Genomic DNA, 17,576 nt, shown 5'->3' on the forward strand with positions numbered 1-17,576 from the left:
GCCCATGCCGCCATCCCAGCGAATCGCCCGGCCCGACGTCGCGGCGTATGCGGCCGGCTCTCTCGGCACGGGCGTCTTCTCGACGGTGCCGACGGTGCTGCTGCTCTACTTCTGCACCGAGGTGCTCGGCGTCGCCTCGGCCTGGGCGGCGGCGCTGATCGTCGTGCCGAAGATCTGGTCGATCGCCTGGGATCCCTTCGTCGGGGCGTGGTCGGATCGCACGGCGACGCCGCTCGGCCGGCGCCGCCCGTTCCTCATCGCGGGGCTGGTCGGCGTGGCCCTGGCCTTCGTGGCGGTCTTTTCCCCGCCGCCGCTGGCGCCGAGCGGGCTGATCCTGTGGATCGGGGTCAGCTACTTCGCCCTGGCCACCGTCTATTCCCTGTTCGCGGTGCCCTACGCGGCCATTCCCGCCCAGATCGCCGGGTCGTCGGAGGAGCGGGCGCGGCTCGTCTCCTGGCGCATGGTCGTGGTGATGATCGGCGTCTTGGCGGGCGCCGGCCTGGCGCCCATGCTGGTGGAGGCGGCGGGCGGCGGCAGGCGCGGATATGCGGTCATGTCGCTGGTGGTCGCGGCCGCCTGCAGCGTGGCGATGTGCGGGCCCATCCTGGTGATGCGCGGGCGCGACGGCCTGCGCGCCGCCGACGCCCCGCGCGCGCCGAGCCTGCCGCGCCAGCTCGCCCAGGCGCTGAAGAGCGCCCGCTTCCGCCGGCTGATCGCCGCCTACATCGCCCAGCTCACCGGCATGGGCGCGCTCACCGCCGCTGCGCCCTACATCGTCACCAAGGCGCTGGGCCGCGGCGAGGGCGACATCGGCGTGGCGATGATCGCCATGACGGGCGCGACGATCCTGGCCGTGCCGGTCTGGGCCGGCGCCGGCCGCCGATGGGGCGAGGACCGGGCGCTGGCGGCGGCGGCGGTCATCTTCGCGGCGGTGGCGGGCTGTTTGGGACTGGCCGCCCACGCCTCGGCGAGCTGGACGGCGGTGCTGCTGCTCTTCGCGCTCGCCGGCCTGCCCTTCGCGGGCCTGCAGGTCTTGCCCTACACCCTCGTCGCCCACCTGGTTCACGCCGAGGCCGGCGGCGACGGGGCCGAGGGCGTCTTCACCGGCGTATGGACCGCCACCGAAAAGCTGGGGCTGGCGCTGGGCCCGAGCGTGACCGGCCTGGCGCTGGCCGCCCTGTCCAACGACGCCAGGGCCCTGACCCTGTTCGCCGCCGTCGGGCCGGGCGTCCTGGCGCTCGCCTCCCTTCCGTTCCTCGCCCTCGCCGGCGCTTCAAGCAAGGTCCAGACCTCATGACCGCTTCCACGCCCCTTCTGTCCCGCGTGAGCGACTACGCCGCCTGGCAGGCCGAGCGCAGGCCCGACGCCGAAGCCCTGGTGCTCGGCGAGCGCAGGACCACCTTTCGCGGCCTGCACGAGGCGGTAGAGGCGCTGGCGCGCGCGCTGCTCGCCGCCGGGGTGGAGAAGGGCGACCGCGTGGCCACCCTGCAGACCCCGCATCCCGACTATCTCACCGCCTTCCTGGCGACCGCCTCGATCGGCGCGATCTGGGTGGGGCTCAATCCGCGCTACCGCATCGGCGAGCTGACCCACGTGATCACCGACGCCGAGCCCGCGGTGCTGATCACCCGCACCGCCATCGGCGGGCGCCGCTACGACGAGGACATCGCCGCCCTGCGCCGCAGCGCCCCCTCGCTTCGGCGCGTGGTCGCCTTCGACGGCGAGCCGGCGGCCGAGGGCGTCGAGCCGATGGCCGGGTTCCTCGCCGCCGGCGCGCAGGTTTCCGAGGCCCGGCTCGCGCAGGCGCGGGCGGCCTGCGGCGGCGACGATCCCTGCCTGATCGTCTACACCTCCGGCTCGACCGGGGCGCCGAAGGGCGCGCTCCTGTCCCACGGGGGGATCGCGCGCTTCTGCCTGGAGCAGAACCGGCTGTGGCCGCTCGACCCGTTCCGGTCGCTCAACTACTTCCCGATCAACCACGTGGGCTGCGTCATCGATTGCAGCCTTCCCTGCCTGCTGGCCGGCGGCGCTCTGGTCTTCATGGAGCAGTTCGACCCGGCCGAAAGCCTGGCGCTGATGGTCAAGGAGCGGGTGACGCTCTGGGGCTCGGTGCCCAGCGTCTTCCAGATGCAGCTCAGCCTGCCCAATTTCGCCGATTTCGACCTGTCGGCCGTGCAGATGATCATCTGGGAAGGGGCGGCCATGCCCATGGAGATGATCAAGCGGCTGCAGCAGATCCAGCCGCGGATGGCGACGAACTACGGCATGACCGAAACCACCAGCGCCATCACCGCCCTGGAGCCCACCAGCGACATCGAGGTGCTGGGCCATTCGGTGGGATCGGCCTTCCCCGGCGTCGAGGTGCGGCTGGCGGACGCGGAGGGGCGCGAGGCGGCCGACGGCGCCGAGGGCGAGGTGCAGGCGCGCTCGCCCTACAATCTGCTCGGCTACTGGCGCCGGCCCGAGGCCACCGCCGAGGCGTTCACCAAGGACGGCTTCTTCCGCACCGGCGACCTCGCCGTGCGCCGGCCGGACGGGCGCTACCGCATCGTCGGGCGGCTGAAGGACATGTACAAATCCGGCGGCTACAACGTCTATCCGCGCGAGGTCGAGGCGGTGCTGGAGGCCCACCCCGCGGTCGCCCAGGCGGCGATCGTCTCCGCGCCGGACCCGGTCTGGCAGGAGGTGGGCGTGGCCTTCATCGAGCCGCGGGGCGAGGTCTCCGTCGGCGATCTGGAAGCCCACTGCCGCTCGCGCCTCGCCAACTACAAGGTGCCCAAGCGGTTCGTGATCGATCCGAACCTGCCGCTGCTGCCGATCGGCAAGATCGACAAGGTGACCCTGAAGGCGCGCGCCGCGGCGGAGGCCTGAGATGGATGCGGTGCTCTACGGCGAGGCCGGCGGAATCGCGCGGATCACGCTCAACCGCCCGGACCGGCTCAACGCCATCAACACCGCGCTGATCGGCGGCCTGCGGGCGGCCCTGTCGCGGGCGATCGCCTCGCCGGCCGCCGAGGTGATCATCCTGCAGGGCGCCGGGCGCGCCTTCTGCGCGGGCGACGACCTTGAGGAGTTCGGCGCGGGGCTGGTCGACGCCGCTGGCGCCGAAGCCTTCATCGCCGACCTCCAGACGGTCACGCGGCAGATCATGCTGGGGCCCAAGCCGGTCGTCTGCGCGGCCCAGGGCTGGATCGTCGGCGGCGGCTCCGCCTGGCCGCTGAACGCGGACTTCGCGCTGCTGGCCGAGGATGCGACGCTGTTCTGCCCGGAGGCCGCCCACGGGCTCTTTCCCACCGGCGGCATGACGATGCTCGTGGAGGCGGGCGCCGGTCCGGCGCTGGCCAGGCGGGTGCTGTGGATGGGCGAACGCCTGGGCGCCGCGCAGATGCTCGCCGCGGGCCTGGCCTCGGCGGTCGTCCCGCGCGATCGGCTCGAGGCGGAGGCCGAAGCGCTCGCCGCGCGGCTCCTGGCCCTGCCGGCCGGCTCGCGCCGCCGGCTGAAGGCCGCCCGGGCCGCCGACGTTCGCGATCGGCTGGAATGCGCCCTGGCGTTCGAGGCCGCGGCCTGTCTGGAAGCGGTGTTCGACGCCGAGACCCAGGCGCGGGTCGCCGCCAACTGGGGCGGCTGACGAGCTAGATCTTTTCCTGAGAAAGGGCAGGGCGGGCGGCCGTGCGGCCGCCCGCCCATTTGCGTCAGTAGGTGACCTTCAGCTCGATCCCGTAGGTGCGGGGATTGCTGAGCACGATGAACTTCTGGCCGACCAGATCCTGGTTCGACAGGTCGAACAGCCGCTGCTTGTAGACCTCGTCGGTGAGGTTCTTGCCCCACAGGGCGATCCGCCAGCGCTCGTTCTGCGGGTTCAGCGTCACGCGCAGGTTCACCAGGCCGTAGGGATCCACGCGGCCGTCGGGGTCGTTGTTGGCGGTCAGGTAGGATTCGCCGCGGGCCAGGTATTCGCCGTAGAGCGAGACCTCGCCGAGGCCGCCGACCGGGATGCGGTACTCGGCCGACAGCATGGCGGTGTAGGTCGGCGCGTAGGGCAGCTTGCGCAGCGGCTCGCCGGTGGGCAGCGTGCCTTCGTCGTATTCGGCCTGCTGCACGGACAGGTTCGCGCCGATGTCGAGGGCCGGGAGGGGCCTGGCCGTCAGCTCCAGCTCCACCCCCTGGGAGTGCGCCGCGCCGCCGTTCAGGATGATCGGGTCGTAGACCGCGGTCGCCGGGTTATCCTGGGAAATCTGGATGTTGTCCCACTTCATGTAGAAGGCCGCGGCGTTGAACACCGCGCGGTGGTCCAGCAGCGAGGCCTTGAGCCCGGCCTCGTAGTTCCAGAGCGTCTCCGGCGCGAAGGCGATGCCGTTGGCGTCGCCCAGGGCGTCGTTGAAGCCGCCGCTCTTGAAGCCCTTGCTGACGGTCGCGTAGGCCAGGATGTCCGGCGTGAAGCGGAAGCGGATGTTGGCGTTGGGCGTGAACTCGCTCCACGTGTCGTTGGCCCGGATGTCGGTGTCGCCGCCAAGAATGGCGAGCGGATCGTCCTGGGTGTAGTGGATCGTCTTCTCGTCCTTGGTGTAGCGGCCGCCGAGGGTCAGGTCGAAACGGTCGGTGACCTTCCAGGTCGCGCTGGCGAAGACCGAGGAGCTCTTGGTGTCCAGGACGCCGTTGGAGCCGGCCAGGGTGCCCGTCAGCGAGGCGGCGCCGAACAGGTCGGCCAGGTCCGCGCCGATCTCGATGTAGCTCTGGTTGTCCGAATTCTGGCGGAAGTAATAGAGGCCGGCGAGCCAGTCGACCGGGCCGGTGGAGAGGTCGACGCGCAGCTCCTCGGACCAGCGCCAGACGTGTTCCGGGTCGCCGTCATAGGCCATGCGCAGCGGCGAGCGGTCGGTGTCGGTGCGGCTGTAGTAGTCGTGGTCGTGGTAGGCCAGGACGTTGGTGATCCCGAACCGGCCGAGCTTGGTCTTGAAGGTCGCCCCGACGTCCGAAGCGTTCAGGGTCTCCTTGGTGATCACGTCGGACTGCACCTTGCGATCATAGGGATCGAGGTTGCGCGCGTAGCCGTAGGCGTCGAGCAGCATCGGCGCCAGGGCGGCGTCGTTGTACTTCAACGTCTCGAACACCAGCGGCTGGTTGTCGGCCTCGTTGTGCGCGGCGGTCAGCAGCAGGCTCGTGTCCGAGCCGATGTCGAACAGGAGCTGGCCGCGCACCGACCAGACGTCCTTGTCGTTCACGTCGCGATTGAGCAGGACGTTGTGCTCGTAGCCGCTGCGCGTCTCGCGGATGGCGGCGATCTTGCCCAGCACCACGCCGGGGACGATCGGCCCGGAGACCGAAGCGCCCACGCGGAGCTCGTCGTAGTTGCCGGCCTCGAGCGTCGCCGACGCCTCCAGCGTGTCGCTCGGACGCTTGGTGGTGATGCTGATCACCCCGCCGATGGTGTTGCGGCCGTAGAGCGTGCCCTGCGGGCCGCGCAGCACCTCGACGCGCTCGATGTCATAGAGGTCCAGGTTGGCGCCCGCGCCCTGGCCGACGAAGACGTCGTCCACGTAGTAGCCGACCGCCGGGTCCGCGCCGGCCGAGCCGGCGCTGCCGACGACCCCGCGCAGCGAGGTGGGCGACAGCTTCAGGTCGCCGAAATCGCCGTACTGCAGCCCGGGCGTCCGGCGCGCCAGGTCGGCGATCGTCGACACGCCCGCGCGCTCCATCCCCTCGGCCGTCATCGCCGTGATCGAGATCGGGATGTCCTGGAGATTTTCAGCCTTCTTGCGGGCGGTGACGACGATCTCGTCCAGCGCCTGCGGCTCGTTCACCTGGGCCAGGGCCGGCGCGCCCATTGCGAGCGCCAGCACACCCGTCGTCGTCATCAGCCATTTGGCCTGCATCCCCCAACCCCTTATTTTCAAATATGAGATCAACCTCAATATTGAGATCATCAAAATATGACGCTGTCAATCGAGGCGCTCGAGGCCGCGGGACCGCCGCCGGACGGGAGGATCTAGGGCCCGGCGGCGGTCCCGCGTCTCCGCCGCATGGGCCGTGGGAGGGCGGAGCGGCGAAGGGCGTGGGCCGGTTCGGCCGGTGGGGGTCACGGCTGCAGCGAAGCGGTCCGGTGCTGCTTGACGAGCACGCGCCGCGGGGCGGGGGCGGGCTTGTCCATGGGCCAGCGCGGCCTGACGATGCGCCGCTGGCGGCCGACCGACAGGTCCGCCTGCAGGCTGCCCGGGCCGTCGAGGTAGATGACCTCGCGGGCGAGGGGGGCGAAGCCGGCGTGGAAGTGCTGGCTCGACTTGACCACGACCAGGCGCATGGCGTTCAGGTCCACGCCCATCCGGGTGAAGAGGTCCGGCCCGCGCGCCTGGTCGCGCTCGGTGACCAGGATGATGTCGACGTTCCCGGTCCGCACCGCCGCGGCGCGGCCGAGCGGGAAGGGCGTTCCGGCGAAGTCCTGCGTGGCGTTCGCGTCCAGCGCCGTCACCTCCACCTCCAGGTCTAGCGGCCGGCCCGAGCACGGGCCGGTCTTGCCGCCGATGCGCATGGCGAGCCTTGCGCCGACGCCGGCGTTGAAGGCGATCTCGACGGCCTGCGGATCCCACAGCGGCCCCAGGCAGGCGGCGCCGGCGTCGCGCGCCAGGAGCGCCTCGAGCACGAAGGTGGAATCGCCGGCCGCGCCGCCGCCGGGGTTGTCGGCGGAATCGGCCAGCACGAACGGGCCCACGCCCGCATCCGTCGCGGCGCAGACGCGGTCGAGCGCGGCCTCCGTGGCGACGCCGGACGAAGCGCCGGCCAGGGCCACCGATCGGGCGCGGTCCGCCAAGTCCCTGGCGATGCGGTCGGCGCCGATCGCGTCGGCGTCGCAGATCGCCAGCGCCCGCGAGCCGAAGTCGGGGCCGTCGCCCCAGGGGAAGCTGTGGATCAGCGAGACCGACAGGGCCTCGCCGCCGGCCTCCAGCCGCTGCATGGTCTCGACCAGGGCGCGCACCTCCGGCCGGGAGGTGTGGAACACGGCGATGACGCCGGTGTCCCATACCGCCGAGACGGGCTTGATGCGGCCTTCGTGCGTGGCGAGCAGCAGGTCCCAGACCTCCTCGGCGCGCTCGCGGAAGTCGGTGTGGGGATATTCCTTGTAGGCGACGATGATGTCGCTGGCCTCGACCATGGCCTTGGAGAGGTGGGCGTGAGGGTCGATCATCACGCCGATCGCGCAGTCCTCGCCCACGACCTGGCGGATGCGGCCCAGCAGGTCGCCCTCGCAGTCGTCGTAGCCGTCCGCGATCATCGCCCCGTGCAGGTGGACCGCGACGATGTCGAGCGGGCCGGCGGCGGCCAGCCGCCGCAGCGCGCCCTCGCGCAGGGTCTCGTAGGCGTGGCGCGTGACGAGCCCGCTGGGATGGGCGCCCACCATCGGGCCGTGGACCAGGTCCAGCAGGCCCTGGGCCTGCCGGCGCTCGCCGGCCTCGGCGAGGGATTCGGGAAAGGGCGGCGCCTCGTTCCGACTCACGCCCTCGGCCTCGAACCTGCCGCTGAAACTGGCGAGGCCGGTCGGCAAGGGGCCGAAGACGTTGGTTTCCTGGGCAAGGCCCGTGACAAACGCTCTAGGTCTCATGGCGCTGCTATTGATCCGCACTGAAAATGAGGTCAATCTCATTTTTAGGTTACGCAATGGAGCGCCGCCCGTCAAAGCGGCGGCCGCCGCAACGGAAGAGACGCAGGCATGAAGATGACAGGACGCCCGGTTGACGAAGCTCGGTCCCGCGGGGCGGCGATGAAGCGCTACGCGCTGGTCGGCGCGGCCTTGGCGGCGCTGGTCGTCGCCGGCGCCGCGGCGGCCTCGGCCAGCGCCGCGGCCTCGCAGCCGGCGTCGGCGCAGAAGCCCGAGGGCTGGTCCGACAAGTCCTACTACGTGGCGATGCCGGACGGCGTGAAGCTGGCGGTCAGCCTGTGGTTCCCCGGCGGCCGCGACGACGGCGTGCGCCGGCCCGCAGTGCTGATCCAGACCCGCTACGGCCGCGCGGGGGTCTACAAGTACGGCGAGGCGGGCCGCTACCGCGACCTGGTCGCCCAGGGCTACGTGCTGGTGGTGGTCGACACCCGCGGCTCCACCGCCTCGTTCGGCGACCGGCTCGTCGAACTGAGCCCCGAAGAAATCAAGGACATGGACGCCCTGATCGCCCATGTCCGGGCGCAGGACTGGTCGAACGGTGAGGTCTTCGCCACCGGCGTCTCCTACATGGCCGACACCGCCGACCTGGCGACCGGCTCGCCGGAGAAGCTGACCGGCGCGGTCATCCGGGAAAGCGATTTCGACGGGTACCTGGACCTCTTCGCGCCCGGCGGCGTCGCCAACGACTTCATGATGAGCCTGTGGGGCGGGGACACGGTGCTGCGCGACTACGGCAAGTCGCTGGACCCCAAGGACGGCCTTGACTGTGGCGCGCGCGCGGCCGACTGCCCGAAGCTGTGGCCGCGGATGCAGGCGGTGGACGCCGATCCGGACTTCGCCCTGGTGCGCGAGGCGATCGCCAAGCGCCGGCACTGGAAGCCGGACGACTACCGCGGCGCCGAGTTCAGGGACGACAAGGGCGCCAACGGCTACACCATGTTCTCCTCCAGCCCGGCGGCCCGGCTGGCGCAGGTCCGGCGCGAGGCGACGCCGGTGCAGTACTGGGCGAGCTGGATGGATGCGGGCACGGCCGACGGCACCCTCGCGCGCTATCGCTCTCTGCCGACCACGCCGATGGAGGTCTGGATCACCGCCAACAACCACGGCGGCGAGCATTTCACCGACCCGTTCTTTCCGGGCGAGGACGCCCCCGAGCCCAGCTTCGACCAGCAGTGGCGGCTGATCTCGGACTTCCTCGACAAGGTCCGCGCCGGCAAGCCCGTCGAGCGGGCGATCCACTACTATGTCCTGGGCGCGAAGACGTTCAAGACGACCGCCGACTGGCCGCCGGCCGGCGTGAAGCGGGCCGTGTTCAACTTCGGGCCCGACGGGTCGCTGACCCAGGCCGCGCCCGCCAAGGCCGGACAGGACCTCTATGCCGTGGACTTCGACGCCACCAGCGGCAAGGCTACCCGGTGGACGACGCAGATCGGCGATCCGGCCGCCTACGCCGACCGGCGCGAGGCCGATAAGGCGCTGCTCAGCTACACCTCCGCGCCGTTCGAGCAGGACATGGAGCTGGTGGGCGGCCCGTCGGTCCGCCTGTTCGTGGCGACGGCCACGGCCGACCCGGCCTTTTTCGCCTACCTTGAGGACGTGGGCCCGGATGGGCGGGCGACCTACCTCACCGAGGGGCTGTTCCGCGCGGTGAACCGCAAGCCGGCGGGCGCGGACCAGGTTCCCTACGCCCAGGCCGAGCCGATCAAGACCTACAGCCGGGCCGACGCCATGCCGATGACGCCGGGCGTGGTCGCCGAGGTGAGCTTTCCGGTGTTCCCGGTGGCGGCGCTGATCCGCAAGGGCCATCGCCTGCGCATCAGCCTGGCCGGCGCCGACAAGAGCGCCTTCCGCCGCTATTCCGAGGACCGCCCCGAGGCGTGGACCGTGATGCGCACGCCGGCCCAGCCGAGCAGCGTCTCCGTCGACCTGCGGCCCTGGAGCGCTCAATGATCCCCAGCGCAGCGCCGGACGGTCCGGCCGCGGCCTGGCCGTCCGCCCGCCGGGCCTGGTGGACCATCGCCGTCTTCTTCGTGGTGGCGGTGCTGTCCTATTCGGACCGGCTGGTCCTGAGCCTGCTCGTCGATCCCGTGCGCGCCGACCTTCACCTGAGCGACACCCAGGTGAGCCTGGTCCAGGGCCTGGCCTTCGCGATGATCTACTCCGTCGCCGGACTGCCGTTCGGCCGGATCGCCGACGTGTTCCCCAGGCGGGTGGTGATCATCGCCGGCGTCGTCATCTGGAGCCTGTCGACCGCGGCCTGCGGCTACGCCGACAGCTTCGCAGCGCTGTTCATGGCGCGGATCGGCGTGGGCGTGGGGGAGGCGGCCTTCGCGCCGGCGGCGGTCTCGATGATCGCCGACAGCTTCGCGCCCAATCGCCGGGGGCTGGCGATCGGCCTGCTGCTGACGGGCATGTCCGTGGGCAGCGGCATGGCCATCGTCATCGGCGGGGGATTGCTGGAGATCGCCAACGGCGGCGCGTTCGCCGGCCTGCCGCTGCTGGGCGCGCTCGCGCCGTGGCGCGCGGTGCTGGTGGCGCTGGGCCTGGCCGGGACCGCGCCGGTGCTCCTGCTGCTCACCCTTCGCGAGCCCCTGCGCCAGGAGACCGAGGCCGAGCGCGCCCACGGCACGCTGCGCCTGGCGGACGTGCTGGCGGGCTTCCGCTCCCGCGCCGTGGTCCTGGCGCCGCTCTACGCGGCGGTGGCCATCGTCTCGGCGGGCGACTTCTCGATCCAGAACTGGACGCCGGCGCTCCTGTCGCGGCGCTTCGGCTTCTCGCCGGGCGAGATCGCCGGCACGCTGGGACTGGTCTCGATCCTGGTCGGCGGCGCCGGCACGGTGCTGGGGGGCTATCTGAGCGACCGCCAGGGCGCGCGCGGCGGCGATCCGCAGCGGATCCGCGTGGCCATGCTGGCCGCGACCGCCGGCCTCCTCGGCGCGGCGATCGCGCTGGCCTCCACCGGTGCGCAGGCCATCGCCTGCTTCGGGATCTGGATCTTCATGTCGGCGATCAGCGGCACGATCGGCATCACCGTCCTGCAGAACGTGGTGCCGAACAAGATGCGCGGGATCGGCACCGCGGCGGTGTCGTTCTGCAACGTGATCATGGGCATGGCGGCCGGCACGGCGCTGACGGCGGTGCTCACCGACCACGTGTTCCGCGACCCGCTGTCGGTGGGCCTGTCGATGACGACAGTGACGGGGACGGCGGGCCTGATCGCCCTGTTGCTGTTCGGCCGGGCGCAGGCCGGGCTGACCGGGGCGCGCCTTCGCCGGACGGGCGGCTGAGCGCCATCTTCGCCTGACGCGCGGCGCGGGCTTCAGATGATGAAATGAGAACCGCCAGCCTCGCCGGTCGCAATGACCCGGCGAGGCTGGCGGCGCGGCTCAGTAGTCGAGCGTCAGTTCGACGCCGAAGCTGCGCGGGGCGCCCAGCGCCTGCAGCACCTGGCCGGGGACGACCGCGCCGACGAAGCGGTTGATGGCGTAGTCCTTGTCCGCGAGGTTGCGGCCCCAGGCCGACAGCCGCCAGGTCTTGTCGCTGCTGCCGACGCCGATCCGGGCGTTGAGCAGGGTCAGGGCCGGGTCGCTGTAGGCGTTGTCGGCCGCGAAATAGATGCGGCTGCGGTAGGTGGCCTCGCCGCGGACGAACAGGTCCAGGCCGCCGGTGATCGGGTGGGTCCACTCGGCGGCCGCGCTGAAGTTCGTCTTGGCCGCCAGCGGCAGCCGGTGGTCGGTGAAGTCCGCGCCGGCGGCCGTGGCGTTGGGATAGGAATCGAACTTGGCGTCCAGGTAGCCGTAGTTCGCCGTCAGTTGCAGCGACGACGTCGGCGCGGCGCTGACTTCCAGTTCGACGCCCTGGCTGTGCGCCTTGGCCGCGTTCGAGGTCTGGTAGCGGGCCACGCCCGCGCCGGTGGCGATGAGCTGGTTCTGCTGCAGGTCCTGGTAGTCCATGTAGAAGACCGAGGCGTTGACCCGCAGGCGGCTGTCGAAGAACTCGCTCTTCAGGCCGACCTCGTAGTTGTTCACGGTCTCGGGCCGGTACTTCCCGTCGTCGGTGTCGGTGATCGAGAAGACGTTGAAGCCGCCGGACTTGTAGCCCTGGCTGAACGTCCCGTAGGCGAGCAGCTTGGGCGCGGGCCGCCATTCGAGGGTCACGGAAGGCGTGACCTTGTCCTCGTTCAGGTCCAGCGAGCGCGGGCCGACGTCGCCGGCGATCACCCCGTAGGGGTCGCCGATCTGCTGGAAGTCCAGGGACTTGGTCTCGTAGGTGTAGCGCAGCCCGGCGGCCAGGCTGAGCTCGTCGGACAGCTTGTAGACCGCCCGGCCGAACGCCGCGTAGCTGGAGGTGTCGACGTTGGCCCGGATGGTGGCCGTCTCGGTGGTCGGATAGATGCCGAGGTCCGTGCCGACCAGCACCAGCGAGGTCGTCTTGAGCTTCTGGAAGTAATAGAAGGCGCCGACGACGTAGGAGAAGCGGCCGGAGGCGTCGCTGGCGAACCGCAGTTCCTGCGAGGTCTGGGTCTGGTGCTCGCGGATGCCGGTGCCGAGCAGGTCCAGCACCGTGTAGTCGTTGTCCTGCACGTTGTTCCAGTCATAGCCGCGGAAGGCGCTGATCGAGGTCAGCGTGCCGGCGGCCATGCGCCAGTTCAGCTCGCCCGAGGCGCCGTAGATGTCGCGGTTCTGGGTCGTGTCGATCGACTGGGCGACCGTGCGGTCGGTGGGCGAGGCGTCGGCGTAGGGCGTGCCGGCGAAGGCGCCGTTGTCCAGGACGTCGTAGGCGCCCGAATGGGTGCGGTCGCGCGAGGCGTCGGCGCGGAACGTGAAGTCCCAGGCGCCGCCCGGATCGTAGACCAGCGCGAAGCGGCCCCCCAGGCTGTCGATGTCGTCGAGCTTGGTCCCGGTCGCCGTGTTCTTCACCAGGCCGTCGCGCTTGTCCACCGACAGCGCCAGGCTGGCGTAGAGCGACTGGGCGATCGGGCCGGAGCCCACCGCGTTGGCGCGCACGGCGTTGTCCGATCCCAGGGACAGGCTGGCGGCCTGCCGCGGCTCGGCGGTCGGCTTGCGCGTCAGGATGTTCACCGCCCCGGCGATCGTGTTGCGGCCGTAGAGCGTGCCCTGCGGCCCGCGCAGCGTCTCGATCCGCTCCAGGTCGAAGAGGTTCGAATTGATCGTCGCCGCACGCCCCATGTAGACGCCGTCGATGTAGACGCCGACGCTCTGGTCGAGGCCGGGGTTGTTCGTGTCGGCCGAGATCCCGCGGATCGAGATGGCGGTCGTGCGCAGGTCGCGGGGCGACACGTAGACGTTGGGCAGGGCGTTGGAGAAGTCCTCCATCCGGCCGATGCCCGCGTCCTTGAGCGTCTGCGAGGTGATGGCGCTGACCGAGATGGCGGTGTCCTGCAGGTTCTCGGCGCGCCGCTGGGCGGTCACGACGATCTCCTGCAGCACGCCGTCGGCCTGCTGCTGTTGCTGTTGCGCCAGGGCGGCGGTGGACGCGCCCATCGCCGCGATGACGAGCGTGCTGGCGCCGCAGAGCGCCCTGAGACGAATCTTCATGCTGTACTGATTTTCCAAGAGATGGCTCCCCCTGAGGCGCGGCGGGCCCAATGCATCTGGCCCAGCTTCGGGCGCCTTAAGTCCGTGGGCAGATCGGAGGGCGGGCGTGCGTCCTCGTCAAGAAAAAGATGAGATTGAGGTCATATTTTATTATTGTCGTGGCCTGGGCGCGCCAGGGCGGCGCGGGCGGGCCGGCGTGTGCGTCATCGCCGGGCGCCCCGCCCCTGCGGCGGCGCGCGGCGGCGGGCCTTGCATTTATATGAGGCTTGCCTCAACTTTTGTCCGTCGGCGGTCGCAACGCCGAAGCGCGGCCAGGCCGCAAAGGGGATCGGAGCCCGTAATGAGATTCTATGTGTCCGCCGACATCGAGGGGATCGCGGCCGTGGTTTCGAAGGAGCACACGCGGCCTGGCGGCTTCGAGTACGAGGCGGCGCGGACCTGGATGACCCGCAGCGTGGTCGCGGTGTGCGAAGCGGCGAGGGCCTGCGGCGCCGAGGAGCTCGTGGTCAGCGATTCCCACGGCAACGGGCAGAACATCCACCCCGACGCCCTGCCGGACTATGTCCAGCTCGTCCGCTCCTGGCCGCGACCGCTGGGCATGATGCAGGGCATAGAGCGCGGCCGCTTCGACGGCGTGTTCCTGGTCGGCTACCACGGGGGCGGCTCGAACCCGGCCGGCGTCCTGTCGCATACGCTGAGCAGCGAGTTCATCCATGAGGTGCGGCTGAACGGCCAGCCGGCGTCCGAGGCGGTGATCAGCGCCGCCATCGCCGGCGCGTTCGACGCGCCGGTCCTGATGATCGCCGGCGACGACGTGGCGGTGGCCGAAACCCAGGCGCTGCTCGGCCCCATGCCCGGCGCGATCCTGAAGGAGGCCTACGGGAGCTTCGCGGCCGTCGGCCCGTCGCCGGCCGTCGCCGAGGCCCGCCTGCGCCAGACGGTCGCCGAGGCCGTCGCCCGGGCCGGCCAGGTCGAGCCCTACCGGGTGGCGACGCCGGTGACCCTGGAGCTGCAACTGCGCACGCGCTTCGTCGCCGAGTGGCTGGCCTATCTGCCGGAGGTCACGCGCGTGGACGCCTACACGGTGCGCTACCAGGCGGCCGACGTCGTCAGCCTCTCCCACTTCCTGATGTTCGTGATCTTCGCGCGCATGGCCACCGCCGCCTGAGCGCCTCTAACTGAATTTGAGGTCATATTTTGTCTAGCGCGTCGACGATGCTGAAGAAGCCCTATCTGCTGTTCCTCGGGGAGGCGCGCGACGCGCCCCACGCCAAGACCGCGTTCGGCCTGCGCGACTGGGCCGGCGACGACGTCGTCGGCCAGCACCGCCTGGAGGGATGCGCCGTCGACCTCGGGGTTCCCGACCTGAGCTTCGCCCAGGCCGTCGAGAGGGGCGCACGATCGCTGGTGATCGGCGTGGCGCCGGTCGGCGGCGCGGTGACGGCGAGCTGGATTCCGCACCTGACGGCGGCGATCGACGCCGGGCTGGACCTGGTGAGCGGCCTGCACCAGAGGCTGGCCGACGTGCCGGAGCTGGCGCGGGCGGCCGAGGCCCGCGGCGTCGCCTTGCACGACGTGCGCCGGCCGGCCCGCGCCTTTCCCGTCGCCACCGGGCGCAAGCGCTCGGGCCGGCGTCTGCTCACCGTCGGCGTGGACTGCGCGGTCGGCAAGAAGTACGCCGCGCTCGCCATCGCCGCGGCCCTGCGCGAGCGGGGCGCCGACGCGACCTTCCGGGCGACCGGCCAGACCGGGATCATGATCGCCGGCGACGGCGTGCCGCTCGACGCGGTGGTCGCCGACTTCGCGGCCGGGGCGGCCGAATGGCTCAGCCCCGACAACAGCGCCGGCCATTGGGACGTCATCGAAGGGCAGGGCTCGCTGTTCCATCCGGCCTACGCCGGGGTGTCGCTGGCGCTGCTGCACGGCTCCCAGCCGGACGCCTTCGTCCTGTGCCTGGATCCCCAGCGCCGCACCCTGGCCAGCTTCGACGACTATCCGATCGTCAGTGCGGAGGTGGCGATCGAGCGCCATCGCCTGGAAGGGGCGCTCACCAACCCGGCCATCCGCTGCGCGGGCCTGTCGATCAACACCTCCGGACTGGACGAGGCCGCCGCCGAGGCCGTGAAGGCCGAGCTTCGCCAGCGCTTCGGCCTGCCGGTCTTCGATCCCATACGCGACGGGGCCGGCGAGCTGGCCGACCACCTGCTGGCCGCCGACGCGGGAGCGGCGGCGTGAGGGTCGAGGTGCGCGAGGAGCGCTGGCCGATCGATCCGCCGCTGCGCATCTCCCGCGGGGTCATGGACAGCCTGCCGATGATCGTCGTGGAGGTGGAGGACGACGAGGGCCGGCGCGGGCGCGGCGAGGCGGCCGGCGTGCCCTACGACGGCGAGACGCCCAAGACCATGACGGCGCAGATCGAGGCGATCAGCGGCGCCTTCGCGACGCTGGACCGCGCGGGCCTGCAACGGCTGCTCGGGCCCGGCGGGGCGAGGAACGCCCTCGATTGCGCCCTGTGGGACCTGGAGGCGAAGGCCGCGGGCGTGCGCGCCTGGCGGCTGGCCGGCCTGGCGCCGCCCGGGCCGCTGGTGACGGCCTTCACCATCGGGCTCGGCGACGCCGAGGAGGTGCGCGGCAAGGCGCGCGCCGCCGCCGACCTGCCGCTGCTGAAGATCAAGCTCGACGCCGAGCGCGCCGCGGACGTGGTGGCGATGGTCCGCGCCGAGGCGCCGAGGGCCGAGATCATCGTCGATGCGAACCAGGCCTGGGACCTGGACCAGCTCAACGCGGCCGCGCGGGCCATGGAGGCGCACGGCGTCAGCCTGATCGAGCAGCCCCTGCCGAGGGGGCAGGACCCGTTGCTCGCCGGCTACACCGGCTCCATCCGCCTGGCGGCCGACGAGTCCTGCGTCGACCGCGCCTCGCTGGACGCGCTCGAGGGGCTCTACCAGTTGGTGAACATCAAGCTCGACAAGACCGGCGGCCTCACCGAGGCCCTCGCCCTGGCGGCGGCGGCCAAGGCGCGGGGTTTCCAGGTGATGGTCGGCTGCATGGCGGGCACGTCCCTGGCGATGGCGCCGGCCAGCCTCGTGGGGCAGGGCGCGGCGGTGGTGGACCTGGACGGGCCGCTGATGCACGGCTGCGACCGGCCGCACGGCCTGGTCTACGAGCGCGGAATCGTGTCGCCGCCCACGCCGGAGCTTTGGGGGTGACGCGTCCCGCCGACGGGGCGTGGCTGAACGCCTGTCTGATCGGCCGCGCCGGCTCGCGCGCGGCGCTGAACACGCCGGCCCTGGTGCTGGACCTGCCGGCGTTCGAGCGCAACCTGCAGGCCATGGCCCGGTATTGCGAGCAGCGCGGCCTGGCCCTGCGTCCCCACGCCAAGACGCACAAGTGCGGCGAGATCGCCCGCCGGCAGATGGCGGCCGGGGCCGTGGGGCTCTGCTGCGCCAAGCTGGCCGAGGCCGAGGTCTTCGCCGCGCTCGGCGTCACCGGCCTGCTGCTGACCTCGCCGGTGGTGACGGACATGGGGCTGGCGCGGCTGATCGCGCTCCTCGCCCGCGCGCCGGACCTGATGGTGGTGTGCGACGACGCCGACAACGCGCGCCGGCTCGGACGCGGCGCGGCCGCCGCCGGCTTGCGCCTGCGCGTGCTGGTGGACATCGACGTCGGGCTGGGCCGCACCGGCGTGGCGACGCTTCGCGACGGCGTGCAACTGGCGCGGCTGATCGCCGAGACGCCCGGACTGGAGCTCTACGGCGTCCAGGGCTACGCGGGGCACGTGATGCACATCCGCGGCCGCGGCGCGCGGCGCGCGGCCACGTCGGCGGCGCTGGAGCTCCTGCGCGGCTTCAAGCGCGAGCTGGAGCGGTGCGGCCTGGCGCCGAGGATCGTCACCGGGGGCGGCACCGGCACCTTCGACCTGGATCCGGACCTGGGCGTGCTCACCGAGCTGCAGGCCGGCTCCTATGTGTTCATGGACCGCGAGTACAACGACGTGTGGGGCGGATCGGAAGGCCCGCCGCCGTTCGAGACCTCGCTGTTCGTGCAGTCGACGGTGGTGAGCGCGGCCCGGCCTGGCCGCGCGACGACGGACGCCGGATGCAAGGCGTTCGCCACCGAGGCGGGCGTGCCCAGCGTGGCGTCGGGCGCGCCGCCGGGGACGACCTATGCCTTCTTCGGCGACGAACAGGGCCTGCTCAGCCTGCCCCCCGGCGCGGGCCGCCTCGCCCCCGGCGCGGTGGTCTCGTGCGTGACGCCGCACTGCGACCCGACCGTCAATCTCTACGACGTCATCCACGTGGTGCGGGACGGCGCGCTGGTCGACATCTGGCCCGTCGAGGCGCGCGGGCGGGCGCAGTAGGCGGCGG

12 protein-coding genes are annotated in these 17,576 nt (G+C 71.7%); 9 read left to right on the forward strand and 3 right to left on the reverse strand.

Annotated features, from left to right (window positions below):
• Nucleotides 1-4: 4 nt before the first annotated feature.
• From ACE3TA_RS05245 to ACE3TA_RS05255, 3 genes are read left to right on the forward strand one after another with little or no spacing between them, the layout of a single operon-like run.
• The gene (locus tag ACE3TA_RS05245) at nucleotides 5-1,297 is read left to right on the forward strand and encodes an MFS transporter (RefSeq protein ID WP_374571240.1); all 1,293 of its coding nucleotides are present in this window, start codon (nucleotides 5-7) and stop codon (nucleotides 1,295-1,297) included.
• Complete coding sequence (locus ACE3TA_RS05250) at nucleotides 1,294-2,871, forward strand: class I adenylate-forming enzyme family protein (protein ID WP_374571242.1); 1,578 nt, start codon at nucleotides 1,294-1,296, stop codon at nucleotides 2,869-2,871. Before ACE3TA_RS05245 ends, ACE3TA_RS05250 begins: the two co-directional genes overlap by 4 nt.
• 1 nt (nucleotide 2,872) lies before the next feature.
• The gene (locus ACE3TA_RS05255) at nucleotides 2,873-3,628 is read left to right on the forward strand and encodes an enoyl-CoA hydratase/isomerase family protein (RefSeq protein WP_374571244.1); all 756 of its coding nucleotides are present in this window, start codon (nucleotides 2,873-2,875) and stop codon (nucleotides 3,626-3,628) included.
• A gap of 64 nt (nucleotides 3,629-3,692) precedes the next feature.
• Here ACE3TA_RS05255 and ACE3TA_RS05260 read toward each other — a convergent pair whose 3' ends face one another.
• Nucleotides 3,693-5,855, reverse strand: coding sequence for a TonB-dependent receptor (locus ACE3TA_RS05260; RefSeq protein WP_374571246.1), 2,163 nt, complete (start codon nucleotides 5,853-5,855; stop codon nucleotides 3,693-3,695).
• Between the two features lie 221 nt (nucleotides 5,856-6,076).
• Nucleotides 6,077-7,594 (reverse strand): M81 family metallopeptidase, encoded by a 1,518-nt coding sequence (locus ACE3TA_RS05265; RefSeq protein WP_374571248.1) that lies wholly within the window; start codon nucleotides 7,592-7,594, stop codon nucleotides 6,077-6,079.
• A gap of 159 nt (nucleotides 7,595-7,753) precedes the next feature.
• Here ACE3TA_RS05265 and ACE3TA_RS05270 point away from each other — a divergent pair, with 159 nt between their 5' ends.
• Nucleotides 7,754-9,601, forward strand: a complete 1,848-nt coding sequence (locus tag ACE3TA_RS05270) for a CocE/NonD family hydrolase (protein WP_374571250.1) — start codon at nucleotides 7,754-7,756, stop codon at nucleotides 9,599-9,601.
• On the forward strand, nucleotides 9,598-10,938 hold the full coding sequence (locus ACE3TA_RS05275; protein WP_374571252.1) for an MFS transporter: 1,341 nt from the start codon (nucleotides 9,598-9,600) through the stop codon (nucleotides 10,936-10,938). Before ACE3TA_RS05270 ends, ACE3TA_RS05275 begins: the two co-directional genes overlap by 4 nt.
• A gap of 99 nt (nucleotides 10,939-11,037) precedes the next feature.
• Here the strand turns inward: ACE3TA_RS05275 and ACE3TA_RS05280 are convergent, their stop codons facing one another.
• Nucleotides 11,038-13,209, reverse strand: a complete 2,172-nt coding sequence (locus ACE3TA_RS05280; protein ID WP_374571254.1) for a TonB-dependent receptor — start codon at nucleotides 13,207-13,209, stop codon at nucleotides 11,038-11,040.
• Between the two features lie 340 nt (nucleotides 13,210-13,549).
• Here ACE3TA_RS05280 and ACE3TA_RS05285 point away from each other — a divergent pair, with 340 nt between their 5' ends.
• Genes ACE3TA_RS05285 through ACE3TA_RS05300 form a run of 4 tightly spaced genes read left to right on the forward strand, consistent with a single transcriptional unit; the run spans nucleotide 13,550 to nucleotide 17,569 of the window.
• Nucleotides 13,550-14,377 carry a M55 family metallopeptidase gene (locus ACE3TA_RS05285; protein WP_374571256.1) on the forward strand — a complete coding sequence of 276 codons (828 nt, stop codon included), beginning with the start codon at nucleotides 13,550-13,552 and terminating at the stop codon, nucleotides 14,375-14,377.
• A 47-nt stretch (nucleotides 14,378-14,424) separates the two neighbouring features.
• Nucleotides 14,425-15,444 (forward strand): DUF1611 domain-containing protein, encoded by a 1,020-nt coding sequence (locus tag ACE3TA_RS05290; protein ID WP_374571257.1) that lies wholly within the window; start codon nucleotides 14,425-14,427, stop codon nucleotides 15,442-15,444.
• Nucleotides 15,441-16,418, forward strand: a complete 978-nt coding sequence (gene dgcA, locus ACE3TA_RS05295) for an N-acetyl-D-Glu racemase DgcA (protein WP_374571259.1) — start codon at nucleotides 15,441-15,443, stop codon at nucleotides 16,416-16,418. The genes ACE3TA_RS05290 and dgcA overlap by 4 nt, the downstream gene beginning before the upstream one ends.
• Complete coding sequence (locus ACE3TA_RS05300) at nucleotides 16,415-17,569, forward strand: DSD1 family PLP-dependent enzyme (protein WP_374571261.1); 1,155 nt, start codon at nucleotides 16,415-16,417, stop codon at nucleotides 17,567-17,569. Before dgcA ends, ACE3TA_RS05300 begins: the two co-directional genes overlap by 4 nt.
• Nucleotides 17,570-17,576: the final 7 nt, after the last annotated feature.

Source organism: Phenylobacterium sp. (assembly GCF_041916435.1).
GTDB lineage: Bacteria > Pseudomonadota > Alphaproteobacteria > Caulobacterales > Caulobacteraceae > Phenylobacterium.

Bases quoted from the DNA above. Each gene is read 5' to 3' on its own strand.
- ACE3TA_RS05290 (WP_374571257.1), top strand. From the start codon at position 14,425: ATGCTGAAGAAGCCCTATCTGCTGTTCCTCGGGGAGGCGCGCGACGCG.
- ACE3TA_RS05250 (WP_374571242.1), top strand. From the start codon at position 1,294: ATGACCGCTTCCACGCCCCTTCTGTCCCGCGTGAGCGACTACGCCGCC.
- ACE3TA_RS05260 (WP_374571246.1), bottom strand. From the start codon at position 5,855: ATGACGACGACGGGTGTGCTGGCGCTCGCAATGGGCGCGCCGGCCCTG.
- ACE3TA_RS05275 (WP_374571252.1), top strand. From the start codon at position 9,598: ATGATCCCCAGCGCAGCGCCGGACGGTCCGGCCGCGGCCTGGCCGTCC.
- ACE3TA_RS05270 (WP_374571250.1), top strand. From the start codon at position 7,754: ATGAAGCGCTACGCGCTGGTCGGCGCGGCCTTGGCGGCGCTGGTCGTC.
- ACE3TA_RS05280 (WP_374571254.1), bottom strand. From the start codon at position 13,209: ATGAAGATTCGTCTCAGGGCGCTCTGCGGCGCCAGCACGCTCGTCATC.
- ACE3TA_RS05265 (WP_374571248.1), bottom strand. From the start codon at position 7,594: ATGAGACCTAGAGCGTTTGTCACGGGCCTTGCCCAGGAAACCAACGTC.
- ACE3TA_RS05255 (WP_374571244.1), top strand. From the start codon at position 2,873: ATGGATGCGGTGCTCTACGGCGAGGCCGGCGGAATCGCGCGGATCACG.
- ACE3TA_RS05285 (WP_374571256.1), top strand. From the start codon at position 13,550: ATGAGATTCTATGTGTCCGCCGACATCGAGGGGATCGCGGCCGTGGTT.
- ACE3TA_RS05245 (WP_374571240.1), top strand. From the start codon at position 5: ATGCCGCCATCCCAGCGAATCGCCCGGCCCGACGTCGCGGCGTATGCG.